16 protein-coding genes are annotated in these 14,400 nt (G+C 68.0%); 9 read left to right on the top strand and 7 right to left on the bottom strand.

The window, feature by feature from the left end; genetic code table 11:
- Positions 1-97: 97 nt before the first annotated feature.
- The 6 genes from J4O73_RS22080 (at position 98) to J4O73_RS22105 (ending at position 4,975) form a co-directional block, all read left to right on the top strand.
- Entirely contained in the window at positions 98-373 is a 276-nt protein-coding gene (locus J4O73_RS22080; protein WP_426220907.1) for an iron transporter, read from the top strand.
- On the top strand, positions 370-1,884 hold the full coding sequence (locus tag J4O73_RS22085; protein WP_426220909.1) for a PepSY-associated TM helix domain-containing protein: 1,515 nt from the start codon (positions 370-372) through the stop codon (positions 1,882-1,884). Before J4O73_RS22080 ends, J4O73_RS22085 begins: the two co-directional genes overlap by 4 nt.
- Positions 1,881-2,228 (top strand): DUF3325 domain-containing protein, encoded by a 348-nt coding sequence (locus J4O73_RS22090; RefSeq protein WP_426220910.1) that lies wholly within the window; start codon positions 1,881-1,883, stop codon positions 2,226-2,228. The genes J4O73_RS22085 and J4O73_RS22090 overlap by 4 nt, the downstream gene beginning before the upstream one ends.
- A 209-nt stretch (positions 2,229-2,437) precedes the next feature.
- A complete protein-coding gene (adh, locus tag J4O73_RS22095) occupies positions 2,438-3,961 on the top strand; it encodes an aldehyde dehydrogenase (protein WP_426220911.1) in 1,524 nt (507 codons plus the stop codon).
- Between the two features lie 130 nt (positions 3,962-4,091).
- Positions 4,092-4,517, top strand: coding sequence for a DUF779 domain-containing protein (locus J4O73_RS22100; RefSeq protein ID WP_426220912.1), 426 nt, complete (start codon positions 4,092-4,094; stop codon positions 4,515-4,517).
- Positions 4,518-4,570: 53 nt separating this feature from the next.
- Positions 4,571-4,975, top strand: coding sequence for a cupin domain-containing protein (locus J4O73_RS22105; protein WP_426220992.1), 405 nt, complete (start codon positions 4,571-4,573; stop codon positions 4,973-4,975).
- 1 nt (position 4,976) lies between these two features.
- On the opposite strand, the gene J4O73_RS22110 is transcribed toward J4O73_RS22105, so the two are convergent.
- From J4O73_RS22110 to gap, 6 genes are all read right to left on the bottom strand, one after another.
- Positions 4,977-5,999, bottom strand: a complete 1,023-nt coding sequence (locus J4O73_RS22110; protein WP_426220913.1) for a tetratricopeptide repeat protein — start codon at positions 5,997-5,999, stop codon at positions 4,977-4,979.
- Positions 5,996-6,649: a thiamine phosphate synthase gene (locus tag J4O73_RS22115; protein ID WP_426220914.1), complete on the bottom strand. Its 654-nt coding sequence runs from the start codon at positions 6,647-6,649 to the stop codon at positions 5,996-5,998. Before J4O73_RS22115 ends, J4O73_RS22110 begins: the two co-directional genes overlap by 4 nt.
- A 36-nt stretch (positions 6,650-6,685) precedes the next feature.
- Positions 6,686-7,753, bottom strand: a complete 1,068-nt coding sequence (fba, locus tag J4O73_RS22120; protein ID WP_378974223.1) for a class II fructose-bisphosphate aldolase — start codon at positions 7,751-7,753, stop codon at positions 6,686-6,688.
- A 196-nt stretch (positions 7,754-7,949) separates the two neighbouring features.
- Positions 7,950-9,152, bottom strand: coding sequence for a phosphoglycerate kinase (locus tag J4O73_RS22125; protein ID WP_426220915.1), 1,203 nt, complete (start codon positions 9,150-9,152; stop codon positions 7,950-7,952).
- 32 nt (positions 9,153-9,184) lie between these two features.
- Entirely contained in the window at positions 9,185-9,667 is a 483-nt protein-coding gene (locus J4O73_RS22130; RefSeq protein WP_426220916.1) for a hypothetical protein, read from the bottom strand.
- 85 nt (positions 9,668-9,752) lie between these two features.
- Positions 9,753-10,757 carry a type I glyceraldehyde-3-phosphate dehydrogenase gene (gap, locus tag J4O73_RS22135; RefSeq protein WP_426220917.1) on the bottom strand — a complete coding sequence of 335 codons (1,005 nt, stop codon included), beginning with the start codon at positions 10,755-10,757 and terminating at the stop codon, positions 9,753-9,755.
- Positions 10,758-11,188: 431 nt separating this feature from the next.
- Here gap and J4O73_RS22140 point away from each other — a divergent pair, with 431 nt between their 5' ends.
- Together J4O73_RS22140 and J4O73_RS22145 are read left to right on the top strand one after the other, a co-directional pair.
- Entirely contained in the window at positions 11,189-11,479 is a 291-nt protein-coding gene (locus J4O73_RS22140) for a DUF4164 family protein (protein ID WP_426220918.1), read from the top strand.
- A 4-nt stretch (positions 11,480-11,483) separates the two neighbouring features.
- Positions 11,484-11,879 (top strand): cell division protein ZapA, encoded by a 396-nt coding sequence (locus J4O73_RS22145; protein WP_426220920.1) that lies wholly within the window; start codon positions 11,484-11,486, stop codon positions 11,877-11,879.
- A gap of 6 nt (positions 11,880-11,885) precedes the next feature.
- Here J4O73_RS22145 and J4O73_RS22150 read toward each other — a convergent pair whose 3' ends face one another.
- Positions 11,886-12,554, bottom strand: a complete 669-nt coding sequence (locus J4O73_RS22150; RefSeq protein WP_426220922.1) for a GntR family transcriptional regulator — start codon at positions 12,552-12,554, stop codon at positions 11,886-11,888.
- Between the two features lie 196 nt (positions 12,555-12,750).
- Between J4O73_RS22150 and mdcA the strand changes: the two genes are divergently transcribed.
- The gene (gene mdcA, locus J4O73_RS22155) at positions 12,751-14,397 is read left to right on the top strand and encodes a malonate decarboxylase subunit alpha (RefSeq protein ID WP_426220924.1); all 1,647 of its coding nucleotides are present in this window, start codon (positions 12,751-12,753) and stop codon (positions 14,395-14,397) included.
- The last annotated feature ends 3 nt before the right edge of the window (positions 14,398-14,400 follow it).

The following is a 14,400-nucleotide window of genomic DNA, read 5'->3' on the forward strand; positions in this document are numbered from 1 at the left end:
GGCCCCTCGGCCGCTGCTACCCGACGCCATGGCCAGCGACTCGCCACCCGTCGACGCGATCCGTATCCGATCCTCGGAAAGGGGATGGCGTGACCGCTTGACCGTTGCAGGGCGTGTCGCCCTCGCGGCCTTCGGCGGGTACGCGGTGGCAGGCCTAGTGAGTGCCCTCGGCGCGATGATCCTGCCCCTGTCGCGGGCCGAAGCCGTGTCGGCCTCGATGATCGCGAGCTTCGCGGTGATGGCCGGCATCGTGATCTTCGTCTTCGCGGCAGCCTCTCTTCGCCGTGCGGCGCTGACGATCGCTGCGGCGGTCATTCTGCTCACGTCAGCCCTTTGGCTCTCGGGCGGCTTCTCTGCGACGGTGGCGGCATGAGCGAGGCGAAGCGTTTCCGGCCTGCCATGGCGTGGTTGCACACGTGGTCCGGCCTCGTGGTCGGCTGGGTGCTGTTCGCGGTCTTCGTCACCGGTACGGCGAGTTACTACAAGGACGACATCACCCGCTGGATGCGTCCCGAACTGCGCGAGACCGCCGTCGATCCCGCGGCAGCGGCAACGCTGGCGAGCGCCTACCTCGCCCGACAGATGCCCGAAGCCGGAGGCTGGTATATCCAGTTGCCGAAGCCGGATGTGCCAGTCACCGAGGTCTATTGGTGGAAGAGCTTCGATGGTCCGTTCCATCACGCGCTCCTCGATCCCGCGACTGGCGCCCCGACTCATGCCCGCGAGACGAAGGGCGGCGATTTCCTCTACCGCTTCCACTTCGAGCTTGCCCTGCCGAGCCTCTGGGGGCGCTGGATCGTCGGATCCTGCGCGATGGTTCTGCTCATCGCGCTTATTTCCGGCATCATCACCCATCGCCGGATCTTCGCGGATTTCTTCACCTTCCGGCCGGACCGCTCCCGGCAGCGCGCATGGCTCGACGCGCACAACCTGTTCGGCGTGCTCGCGCTGCCGTTCCACCTGATGATCACCTATACGGGGCTCGTGACACTGGGGCCGATGCTGATGCCCTGGGCGACGCAGGCCGCCTATCACGACAACGCGCCGAACTACTTCGTCGAGGCGGGGCTGATGCCGAAGGGCCGTATGCCCACCGGCAAGCCCGCCGAGGGCAGGCCTCTCGGAGACATCATCACCGCCGCCGCCCGCGAAGCCGGGGAAATGCCCGAGGGCTTGTCCGTCTACGCACCGGGTGATGCTGCCGCGACGGTCAACCTCGCGTTCGAGGAGCCGCACGGGCTCGCGCACCTGCATCCACAGACCGCCTACGACGCGGTGACGGGAGCTGAACTCGCGCGCAACACCGAAGCTGGGGTCGCGACGCGAACCGGAGCGGTCTTCGTCGGATTGCACGAGGCGCATTTCGCCTCCTCGGCCCTGCGCGTCCTGTTCTTCCTCTGCGGAGCCCTCGGCGCTGCGGCGGTGGCCTCCGGGTTGGTGCTGTGGACCGTGGCGCGAGCGCCGAAGGGCGCGGCACCGGAAGGATGGGGTCTCCGCCTCGTGCGCATCCTGAATATCGGGACCATCGCCGGACTGCCCGCCGGAATCGGTGCCTTCTTCCTGGCGAACCGCCTGCTGCCCGTCGGCATGGCGGAGCGTGCCAACTGGGAGGTCGGGCTGTTCTTCGGAGCCTGGGTGCTCGTCGCACTGGTCGGCGCATTCACGCCTCGCCGACAGGCTTGGCCCGCCACTCTCGGGCTCGCCGCGATCGGCTTCCTCGCCGTGGTCCCGGTCGATATCGCCCTGATCGGCGAGCCCCGCTTCGTGGCCTTCGACCTCGCGATGCTGCTCGTGGCTGCGCTCCTCATCGTCGCCGCGCGGGTGGCCGCGCGACCGCCCGCCGCCCTGGCTCGGCGAGCCCCGGCGCAGGTGGCGCGGGCATGAGCGGGGCGACGCTCCTGCTCTGTACGGCCCTGGCCTTTGCCGGGCTCGCGACACTGGCGCTCAGCCTCGACCGGCATCATCGGGCCGCCCTGCGCGGACCGGTCCCGCAGAGGCGGGTCCGGCCCTTGCGCAGTGCGGGCTGGGCTGGAATCGCTCTGTCGTTCGGAGCGGCCATCACGCTGGACGGATGGAATTTCGGGCCGGTCCTGGCGACGGGCGCCTTGACGGCGGCGGCGCTCGCGGTGGCCGCCTGCCTCACCTATCGGCCGGGCTGGCTGCGCCCGGCCGCCCTCGTCGCCTTACCCCTGGCAGCGGCCTGCCTGCCCTTCGCGTTCGCCCCGTAAGGGATGGGGTCGCCAAGGGTTTTGAGCGGGCGTAAGCTTATGTTCGAGGAGGCGCTTCGGGCGCCTCGTCCAAAAGTCCACCTTGCTTCGGCAGGCCATCTGACATTGGCTAGCACCCGAGCCGAGGGAAGCGGCAGGACCTCCGAGACGGGGGCCGAATCGAACGAGCCGCGGTCCGCGAGGCCGGGCCCAAACCAGGGAGAACGCCCATGAACAAGCCCGAATTCTTCGGCGATAGCCGTACGAAGTCGCCGTTCTCGTCGCGCTACGAGAACTTCATCGGCGGCCAGTGGGTCGCGCCCGCCGCCGGCCGCTACTTCGAGAACACCTCGCCGATCACCGGCAAGGTCGTGTGCGAAGTCGCGCGCTCCGACGCCACCGACATCGACCGCGCCCTCGATGCCGCCCACGCCGCCAAGGAGGCCTGGGGCCGCACCGCTCCGGCCGAGCGCGCCCGCATCCTGAACAAGATGGCCGACCGGATGGAGGAGAATCTCGACCTCCTCGCCCTGGCCGAGACCTGGGACAACGGCAAGCCGATCCGCGAGACGACCCACGCCGACATTCCGCTCGCCATCGACCACTTCCGCTACTTCGCGGGTTGCGTGCGGGCGCAGGAAGGCTCGATCTCCGAGATCGACCACGACACCGTGGCCTACCACTTCCACGAGCCGCTCGGCGTTGTCGGCCAGATCATCCCGTGGAACTTCCCCATCCTGATGGCGGTGTGGAAGCTCGCTCCGGCGCTCGCCGCGGGCAACTGCGTGGTGCTCAAGCCCGCCGAGCAGACCCCGGCCTCCGTGCTGGTGCTGATGGAGGTCATCGGCGATCTGCTGCCGCCGGGCGTGCTGAACATCGTGAACGGCTTCGGCCTCGAGGCCGGCAAGCCGCTCGCCTCCTCGCCGCGTATCGCCAAGATCGCCTTCACGGGTGAGACGACCACCGGCCGCCTCATCATGCAGTACGCCTCGCAGAACCTGATCCCGGTGACCCTGGAGCTGGGCGGCAAGTCGCCGAACATCTTCTTCGCCGACGTCGCGAACGAGGACGACGACTTCTTCGATAAGGCCCTCGAGGGCTTCACGATGTTCGCGCTCAACCAGGGTGAGGTCTGCACCTGCCCGAGCCGCGCCCTCGTCCACGAGTCGATCTACGACCGGTTCATGGAGCGGGCGATCAAGCGCGTCGAGGCCATCACGCAGGGCTCGCCCCTCGACCCGGCCACGATGATCGGCGCCCAGGCGTCGAGCGAGCAGCTCGAGAAGATCCTCAGCTACGTCGATATCGGCAAGCAGGAGGGCGCGGAGTGCCTCACCGGCGGTGAGCGCGGCGTGCGTGAAGGCGATCTGGCCGAGGGCTTCTACATGAAGCCGACCGTGTTCCGCGGCCACAACAAGATGCGCATCTTCCAGGAAGAGATCTTCGGCCCGGTCCTGTCAGTCACGACCTTCAAGGACGACGCCGACGCCCTCTCCATCGCCAACGATACGCTCTACGGCCTCGGCGCCGGCGTTTGGACCCGCGACGGGACCCGCGCCTACCGCTTCGGCCGCGCGATCCAGGCGGGCCGCGTTTGGACGAACTGCTACCATGCCTACCCGGCCCACGCGGCCTTCGGTGGCTACAAGCAGTCCGGCATCGGACGCGAGACCCATAAGATGATGCTCGACCACTACCAGCAGACGAAGAACATGCTGGTTAGCTACTCGGCGAAGAAGCTCGGATTCTTCTGAGCCTAGCCGAGTCTCCCCCCGAGACTGCCTTGGGCCCTGGCCATCCGGCCGGGGCCTCTTTGCGTCCGGGGCTCGCCGCCCCCACCTGCCGACCTTAGATCTGACGTCACGCCTTGAACGGGAGGAGCGCATGAGCGCCACGGAGACGGTCGAAGCCACCACCGCCGAGCAGGCCGGAGTCGACGGGACGCCGCTGCGCGTCACCGCGACGCCCATGGCGCTGGCACTGATCGAGGAATTGAAGGCCGAGTACGGACCGGTGATGTTCCACCAATCGGGCGGCTGCTGCGATGGCTCCTCGCCCATGTGCTACCCGGTCGGCGATTTCATCGTCGGCGACAGCGACGTGCATCTGGGCCAAGTCGGCGGAGCGGATTTCTACATCTCCCGCACCCAGTTCGAGGTCTGGAAGCACACCCACATCATGCTCGACGTGGTGCCGGGCCGGGGCGGCATGTTCTCCCTGGAGAATGGCCGCGAGAAACGCTTCCACATCCGCTCGCGCCTGTTCACGCAGGCCGAGAACGATGCCCTTGGCGGCGCGTGCCGGCTGTGATGTCCTGCCGCTGATTCCAGCGGGAGGGTAGGGTGAGCGAACGAGCCGGCCTCATGGTGGTGCGGGAGGGTGAGCCCTTCCGGGGGAAGCAGGGGCACATGTATCGTCACGCCATCTCGGCGGAGGCGGTGGGCGCGAAGGCGCTCCACATGCAGCTTCTCGAGATTGCCCCGGGAGAGCGAGCGCACGCCCACAAACACGAGGCGCACGAGACGGCGATCCACGTGCTGAAGGGCGTGTCCGGCTGTTTCTGGGGCGAGCAGCTCGAACACCACGCCATCGCCGGGGCGGGTGAGTTCGTCTACATCGCCGCGAATGTGCCGCACCTGCCCTACAACCGCAGCGCGACGGAGCCGGTCGTGGCGGTGATCGCCCGCACCGATCCGAACGAGCAGGAGAGCGTCGTCCTGCTGCCGGAGCTCGAAGCGGGCGTCGATTGGTCGAAGGCCGAAGCCTGACCTATTGCTGCTCGATCCGCTCGTTGCCGAGCCGTTCCGCTCTGGCCTTCTCGTCCGGCGAGAGGCCTGAGACCGCTTGGTCGAGCCACGCGTCCGAGAGGCCCTGACCGGCTGCGGCGAGGTTCCAGGCCGCCGCCTCCACGAGGTTCTTCCCCACGCCACGCCCGGAGGCGAAGAGCCGCGCGACGCGGTTCTGGGCGATGGCGTTGCCACGCTTGGCCGCGTGCAGGAAGTAGCGTGCGGCGGCGCGCTCGTCCTTGGTCACGCCGGTTCCGTTGAAAAGCAGGATCGCGTACTCGACCTCGCCCGCGAGATCGCCATTGTCCGCCGCGCGGCGGAACCACTGCGCCGCCTGCGTCGGATCCTTCTGCACGCCCCGCCCCTGCAGGTAGAGCACGCCGAGATCGTGTTGTGCCGGGCCTAGTTCCGCCTCGGCCGCCTTGCGGAACTGCTTGGCGGCCTCGGCTTCGTCGGCCGGGGCGCCCGTTGCAATAAGAATCAACCCGAGATTGTAAGAAGCCGTGGGCGAGCCCAGGGCCGCCGCCTGTTCGAGCCAGCGGCGACCGGCCTTCGGATCGCGCGGCACGCCCCGCCCATCCAGAGCCATGAGCCCGAGGGAGGACATGGCGGCGGGGTCGTTCTGCTTGGCCGCGAGCTTATACCAATCGGCCGCCTTGACCGGGTTCTGCGCGACGCCGAGGCCCTGATTGTACAATTCCCCAAGAAGCGTCATCGCCGACGCGTCCTTGGGATCGGCCTCAATGCGCTTCGTCGCCTCCCGGAAGGCGGTGACGTATTGCCCGCGCTGGTAGGCGCCATAGGCAAAATCCGGCGGCTGCCCGGTCGCGGGCGGCGTGGCGCCTCCCGCGTATCCTGGCGTGTAGGGCGACGGCAATTCCCGTGTGGGCTTCTCGGGCGCCACGGCCGTGGCCTTCGGATCGGCGAGCGAGGCGGCCTGGGCGGCCCCATGAGCCGCCCCCTGCGCGATCAAGAGGCCGGCCAGCGCGAGGGTGAGCGGCCTCATCCCTCTTGCGCTCCGATCAGCCCCTGGGCCCGGCCGACCGCATCGGCATCGGTCACCCAGATCGCGCTTTCGAGGCCGATGAACTCGGCACCGGTCTCGATGATGCCGGGAAGCTCCGCTTCCGTTGCGGCGACGGCGACGCAGGGCGTTTCGAAGATTTCGGCCCACCATGCCGCCCGTGCCCGCACGGTCTCGGCATCGGGCGCCGCGCCATCCGGGTAGAGGCCGCCGAACATCAGGTAATCGACACCCGCCTCGCCCGCTTCCATGGCGATGTGCTTCGATTCGAGACCGCCCGTGCCGAGGATGCGCCCGTCGCGCAGCCGCTTGCGCAGGTCGGAGAGTTCGCTCTCGGGATCGCGTGGCTTGTCGAGATGGACGCCGTCCGCTCCCCCCCGCGCGGCGACCTGCACCAAGTCACCGCTGAAGCCGGGACAGGCAATGACGAGGGCGGCCTCGCGCGCCTGCACGATGGCGGCGGCGCGCTTCACGAGACCGGTCAACGCCCGCTCGTCGGCGGGCGCGAACCGCAGGATCACGGCCGCCACGTCGCCTGCGGCGCAGGCCGCTTCGAGGGCGGGAAGAAGGGTCTCGGCCCCCGCGGCATTGAGGCCGTGGGGACCGAGGAGTGCGAGACGTTGATCGACCATGGGCCCTGAACGTGAGGCTGGAACTGCCTCCGCTTACTAGGCCCCGATCTTCGGGTCGAGGGAGCCGCTGGCATAACGCTTGGCCATCTCGGCCACGGAGATCGGACGGATCTTCGAGCCCTGGCCCGCCGTATTGAACTCCTCGAAGCGCTGCTTGCAGAGCTTCGTCATCGCGTCCATGGCGGGCTTAAGGTACTTGCGCGGGTCGAATTCCGAGGGGTTCTCGGTCAGCACCTTGCGGATCTGGCCAGTCATGGCCATCCGGTTGTCGGTGTCGATATTGATCTTGCGCACACCGTGCTTGATGCCGCGCTGGATCTCCTCGACCGGCACGCCCCAGGTCGGCTTCATCTGGCCGCCATACTGGTTGATGATGTCCTGCAGGTCCTGCGGCACCGAGGAAGAGCCGTGCATGACGAGGTGGGTCGTCGGCAGGCGGCGGTGGATCTCCTCGATCACGTTCATCGCCAGCACGTCGCCGTCGGGCTGGCGCGTGAACTTGTAGGCGCCGTGGCTGGTGCCCATGGCCACCGCCAAGGCATCGACCTTCGTGGCCTGCACGAACTTCACCGCCTCTTCCGGATCGGTGAGGAGTTGGTCGTGGGAGAGGGTGCCCTCGGCACCATGGCCATCCTCGGCCTCACCCTGGCCGCTCTCCAGCGAACCGAGCACGCCCAGCTCACCCTCGACCGAGACGCCAGCCCAATGGGCCATCTTGGTGACGTTCTGGGTGATCTCGACGTTGTAATTGTAGTCCGCCGGGGTCTTGCCGTCGGCCTTGAGCGAGCCGTCCATCATCACGGAGGTGAAGCCGTACTGGATGGCGGTGGCGCAGGTCGCCTCGTTGTTCCCGTGGTCGAGGTGCATGCAGACCGGGATGTGCGGATAGATCTCGACGAGGCCGTCGATCAGCTTGGCCAGCACGATATCGTTGGCATAGGCGCGGGCGCCGCGGCTCGCCTGAAGGATCACCGGCGAGTCGGTGGCATCGGCCGCCGCCATGATGGCGAGGCCCTGTTCCATGTTGTTCAGGTTGAAGGCGGGCACGCCGTATTCATGCTCGGCGGCGTGGTCGAGGAGCTGCCTCAGGGTGATGCGTGCCATGTGTCCCACCTCGGTTCGAATGAAGCGGCGCCTGCCGCCGACTGTCCATCAAAACACCTCATCCTGAGGTGCCGTAGCGAAGCGGAGGCCTCGAAGGAGGCCTCCAGAACCCGTTGCGCTCCCTGGAACCCTCCTTCGAGGCCCGCTTGCGCGAGCACCTCAGGATGAGGTCGAGAGGGGAGATGCGCCTGTCTGTTCAGCCCTTGGCGCGCAGCGCCTCGACACCCGGAAGGGCCTTGCCCTCGAGCCATTCGAGGAAGGCGCCGCCCGCCGTGGACACGTAGGTGAAAGCCTGCGCCACGCCAGCGTGGTTGAGTGCGGCCACGGTGTCGCCGCCACCCGCCACCGAGACGAGCTGACCGGCCTTGGTCCGTTCGGCCGCGTGCTGGGCCGCCGCGACGGTCGCCGCATCGAAGGGGGTAAGCTCGAAAGCGCCGAGGGGGCCGTTCCAGACGAGCGTCTTGGCGGTGTCGATCGCGGCGTTGATCTCGGCGACCGACTTCGGACCGGCATCGAGGATCATGCCGCTCTCCGGCACGGAATCGACCGAAACGGTCTCGTGCGCGGCGTTGGCCTTGAACTCGGCAGCCGAGACGGCATCGACCGGCAGGATGATCCGGCAGCCCGCTTTCTCGGCGGCGGCGAAGATGCGGGTCGCGGTCTCGGCGAGGTCCTTCTCGCAGAGCGACTTGCCGACCGTCTTGCCCTGCGCATGCAGGAACGTGTTGGCCATGCCGCCGCCGATCACCAGCATGTCGACCTTGGCGACGAGGTTTTCGAGGAGATCGATCTTCGACGAGACCTTGGCGCCGCCGACCAGGGCGATCACCGGGCGCTGGGGCGATTCCAGGCCCTTGGTGAGGGCGTCGAGCTCGGCCTGCATCTCGCGGCCCGCATAGGCGGGCAGGCGGTGAGCGAGGCCCTCGGTCGAGGCGTGGGCGCGGTGAGCGGCAGAGAACGCCTCGTTGACGTACACGTCGCCGTTGGCGGCGAGCGCGTCGGCGAAGCCGGTTTCGTTCTTCTCCTCGCCCGCGTGGTAACGGGTGTTCTCCAGAAGGAGGACGTCGCCGTCCTTCAGTGCGGCGACCGCCTTGGCGGCGTCCTCGCCGATGCAGTCGGCGGCGAAGGACACCGGCTGGCCGAGGGACTGCGACAGGGCGGGCACCACCGGCTCGAGGGAATCCTTGGCCTCGCGCTTGCCCTTCGGACGGCCGAAATGGGCGAGCAGCACGACCTTGGCGCCCTTGCCCGCGATCTCGCGGATCGTCGGGACGACGCGCTCGATGCGTGTGGCGTCGGTGACGCGGCCGTTCTCCATGGGAACGTTCAGGTCGACGCGCAGGAGCACGCGCTTCCCCTGAAGTGAGCCGGCGTCATCGAGGGTGCGGAAGGCGCTCATCGGGTCTCGTTGGATCGGTCAGAAAATGGGGTTCAGCGGATTGCCGCGGCGTTGGCCTTCGGGGGCAGCAGCCCGTCGAGGTTCAGCCGCTGCACGGCGATCGTCAGCACGACGGTGAGGACGGCGGTGATGATCGCGGTCAGGACGAGGGCGCCGGTCCCAGGCAGGCGCCGGGTGCGCTCGGCGAGGCCGCGCACCTCGGTGCGAAGGGCGGCGAGATCGGATTGGCGGGCGGCGTCGTTCATGCGGCCGGTCGCGGCGTCCACCTTATCCTCGACGCGGGACAGCAGCGCCTCCGAGCGGGCGTACTTGTCCTCGATGCGGGAGGCCTTGTCCTCGATCCGGGCGAGCTGATCGAAGAGCTGGTTGGCGGAAACGGGGGCCATCGCCGCTGTAGCCGGAGCGGCGGCTGGAACGGGAGCGGGGGAGGGCGACGGGGAAGGCGGTGGAGGGGAAGCGGAAGTCTGAGGGATGAAACCCTGTCCGCCCTGCGAACCCTGCGACGCGTCTGCCATCCCGAGAACAACCCTTCCGAAGGAACCCCGTGCCGTAAAAAGAGCCCCGCCGCCCGAATGGAGCGGCGGGGCCGGTCGCGGTCGATCAGATGAGCTTGGCCATCGCCACGGCGGTGTCGGCCATGCGGTTCGAGAAGCCCCACTCGTTGTCGTACCAGGTCAGGATGCGGACGAGCACGCCGTCCATCACCTTGGTCTGGTCGAGGTGGAAGGTCGAGGAATGGGGGTCGTGGTTGAAGTCGATCGAGACGTTCGGCTGATCGGTGACGCCGAGCACGCCCTTGAGCGGACCGGCGGCGGCCGCCTTGATCGCATCGTTGACTTCCTGGACCGTGGTCGCGCGCTTGGCCGTGAACACGAGGTCCACCGCCGAGACGTTCGGGGTCGGCACGCGGATCGAGGTCCCGTCGAGCAGGCCCTTCAGCTCCGGCAGCACGAGGCCGACGGCCTTGGCGGCGCCGGTCGTGGTCGGGATCATGGACAGGGACGCGGCGCGGGCCCGGTACAGGTCCTTGTGCATCTGGTCCAGCGAGGGCTGGTCGTTGGTGTAGGAGTGGATCGTGGTCATGAAGCCACGCTCGATGCCGATGGCTTCGTGCAGCACCTTCGCGACCGGCGCGAGGCAGTTGGTGGTGCAAGAGGCGTTCGAGACGACGAGATGCTCGGCGGAGAGCTTGTCATGGTTCACGCCGTACACGACCGTCAGATCGGCGCCGTCGGCGGGAGCCGAGACGAGAACGCGCTTGGCGCCGGCGTCGAGGTGCGCCTTCGCCTTATCCTTGGAGGTGAAGATGCCCGTGCACTCCAGGGCGATGTCGACTCCGAGGTCGCGGTGCGGGAGCTCGGCCGGGTTGCGGACAGCGGTCACCTTGATGCGGCGGCCATCGACCACCAGGAACTCGCCGTCGACGGCGACCTGGCCGGGATAGCGGCCATGCACGGAATCGAAGCGGAGGAGGTGAGCGTTGGTCTCGACCGGGCCGAGATCGTTGATCGCCACGACCTCGATGTCCTTGCGGCCGGACTCGGCGATGGCGCGCAGCACGTTGCGGCCGATGCGCCCGAACCCGTTGATGGCAACCTTCGTCACGGCTTTGATCCTTCCTGATGCCGGGCACCCGCCGCAGCGGCGGCCCGGTCGCCTGGTACCCCCGGCGCCAGCGGCCCGATATTCGTCCGTCCGAGCACCCCTTATCGGGGTGGCTTGAACCGGGGATGAACCGGTGCGGCGCCCCTGCCGAGCAGCCGCCACGCGGGGCGGTCAGCGCAACTGAAGACGCGTCACGGGCCAGGCCGGCCAAAGGCTCGGCGGTCCACTTTCGGGAGCGCGCGGCTGTCTAACATGGTGCTTCGACCTGTCAAACGACGAGAAGTGACAAACCACCGGTTGTTACAGACTTCGGTGAATCCCGTGGGACGCTGAATACGGAGAGTCCTCCGAGCGGTCTTTTTCCCTGGAAATCGCAGGTCATCCGGTCGAAACTTGCGATCTCGCCTCATTGTGCAAAACCCAAGATGACGATGCCGTCCGACGACGAACTTGCGCCCGATCCAGTGACCGCCGCCCTGCAGAGGCTCGACGCCGTCCTGTCGCGGCTGGAAGCCACCGTGACCCGCCGCCTGGAGGCCGAGGCCGCCCCCGACGACCGGGACTCGGAACTGGTTCTGCTGGGCGAAGATCGCAGCCGCCTTGCCGCCGCCCTCGACGCGGCAAGCGCCCGCCTCGCGCAGGTCGAGGCGACTTCGGGCGAGGTCGGGCACCGGCTCGACAGGGCCATCGCCGCCGTCTCAGGCGTGCTGGAAAGGCACTGACCGGATGCCGATTATCACCGTCACCATCGACAACAAGACGTACCGCATGTCCTGCGGCAAGGACGAGGAGGCTCACCTCACCGCCCTGACGCAGGATTTCAGCGAACGCGTCGCGCAGATGCGCACGAGCTTCGGCGAGATTGGCGACATGCGGCTCCATGTCATGGCCGCGCTCACCATCTCCGACGAACTGTCGGACCTGCGCAGGCGCTACGCGGCGCTCGAGAAGGAGGTCGGCCAGTCGCGCTCGGTGGTCGAAGCGGCGGAGCGCCAGCGGGACGAGGCCTCGGCCCGGGCGGCGGACGGGATTACCCAGGCGGCGGGCCGCTTGGCCCGCCTCGCCGACGCTCTCAACGCGCCGGTCGGCAGCCTGCCGCTCGGGCGGAGAGGCGACGACTGAGAGAGACTACCCGGCGATGTAGCGGACGAGCGCGGCGGCGGCACGGAGCATATGCGCCCGCATCCTTCGGGCGGCGGTCTCGCCATCGCCCTCGGACAGGGCGGAGAGGATCTCGGCATGCTCCTCCCGCGAGCGATGGATGCGGTCGCCCTGGCGCAGTTGCGTCCGCCGGAATGCGCCGAGACGTTCCCGCAAGGCGAGCGCCTGTTCAGCCAGGAAGCCGTTATGCGTGCCGGCATAGAGCGCCTCGTGGAAGGCGCGGTTGAGCCGGTCGTAGGCATCGACGTCCCCGGCCGCCACTGCCTCGGCGGATTCGTCGTGCAGGTCGATCAGCGTCCCGCGCTCCAGCGGCGTCATCCGATAGGTCGCAAGGCGCGCGCAGAGGGCTTCGACCTCCGCCGAGGTCTCGAACATGTCGCCGATTCGCTGCGGCGTCAGTTGCGCCACCACCACGCCGCGCCTGGGGCGGATCTCCACGAGCCCCGAGGCGGCGAGTTGGCGTAGCGCCTCCCGGACGGGTGTGCGCGAGGCGCCGTAGCGGTCCGCGAGAAGCTGCTCGTCCAGGGTCGTGCCGGCGGGAAAATCGCCCGAGGCGATGGCGTCGCTCAACGCGTTGCGGATGCGCTCGGAGAGCAGCCCCCGCTCCATGCCCTCCGTCGGCTCCGCCGCTTCCATGTCATGCCCCACCGATCACCCGGCCCCTCGGCTCATGGCCCCAAGCTGTCGAGCCTGGACCGCACGCGCTTTCCCGACGCGCACGTATGCACAAGCGGCAACGCACGATCATAAGATATACAAACAGAAGCGCCAGAGCGGTTTGAAAATTCACGGCGTTGCGCTAACCTGTATCTTGCATACAGGGAGACGACAGATGGCCGACTGGCGCGGGGAAAGGAAGGCCCGCGACGCGCGTATCGAGGCCGGGCGGGTCCATGCGCGGGGCAAGGTGGTTCCGGCGGACGCGGTGACCGCGCTGCTCGAATCGATCCTGCGGCCGGGAGACCGTGTCTGCCTCGAAGGCGACAACCAGAAACAGGCGGATTGCCTCGCCCGCGCGCTGGTCCAGTGCGATCCCGGCAGGGTTCACGGTCTGCATATGGTGCAGTCGGGCATCGTGCTTCCGGAGCATCTCGATGTGTTCGAGACCGGCGTGGCCGAGCGGCTGGACTACTCCTATTCCGGCCCTCAGGGCGCCCGCATCGCCCGCATGCTCTATGGCGGCCAGATCAAGCTCGGGGCAGTGCACACCTACCTCGAGCTGTTCGCCCGGTACTTCATGGATCTGACGCCGCATGTGGCGCTGATCGCGGGCGTCTCGGCCGATCGGGAGGGCAACCTCTATACCGGGCCGAACACCGAGGACACGCCGACTATCGTGGAGGCGACGCATTTCAAGAACGGAGTCGTCGTCGCGCAGGTGAACGAGATCGTCGACAGGGTGCCCCGGGTCGACATCCCCGGCGACCGGGTCGACTTCGTGGTCGAGGCGGATACGCCCTTCTTCGTGGAGCCGCTCTTCACCCGCGACCCGGCGGCGATGACCGAAACGCAGATCCTCATCGCCATGATGGCGATCAAGGGGATCTACGCCGAGTACGGCGTGCGCCGCCTGAACCACGGCATCGGTTTCGGCACGGCGGCCATCGAATTGCTGCTGCCGACCTACGGCGAGAAGCTCGGGCTCAAGGGTGAGATCGCGACGCATTTCGCACTCAACCCACATCCGACCCTGATCCCCGCGATCGAATCCGGCTGGGTGAAGCAGATTCACTGCTTCGGCTCAGAGGTCGGGATGGACCGCTACATCCGCGAACGGCCGGACGTGTTCTTCACCGGCTCGGACGGATCGCTGCGGTCGAACCGCGCCTTCTGCCAGACGGCCGGGCTCTATGCGTGCGACATGTTCATCGGCGCGACCCTTCAGATCGACCTGATGGGTCATTCCTCCACCGTCACCCAATCGCGGGTGGCGGGTTTCGGCGGGGCGCCGAATATGGGCTCGGACCCGCATGGCCGCCGCCACCCGTCCGATCCGTGGATGAAGGCGGGGCGCGAAGGACAGATCGTGGGCGACCCGGCCCTGATGCGCGGTCGCAAGCTGGTGGTGCAGTTGGTCGAGACCTTCGGCGACAAGCTGGTGCCCACCTTCGTGGAACGGCTCGACGCCCTCGAACTCGCGAAGAAAATCGGCCTCGAACTCGCACCGGTCATGATCTACGCCGACGACGTCACCCACATCGTCACGGAGGAAGGCATCGCCAACCTCCTGCTATGCCGCGATGCGGATGACCGCGAGCAGGCGATCCGCGGCGTGGCGGGCTACACGGAGGTCGGCCGGGGCCGGGACAAGACGAAGGCCGAGGAGTTGCGCGCTCGGGGCGTGATTCGGCGGCCGGAAGACCTCGGCATCGAGCCGCTGGATGCCGACCGCTCGCTGCTCGCCGCCCGGTCGATCAAAGATCTCGTGCATTGGTCCGGTGGGCTCTACGAGCCGCCCGCCCGGTTCAGGAACTGGTGATCG

This window comes from Methylobacterium sp. NFXW15, from assembly GCF_049887755.1.
Classification (GTDB): Bacteria; Pseudomonadota; Alphaproteobacteria; order Rhizobiales; family Beijerinckiaceae; genus Methylobacterium.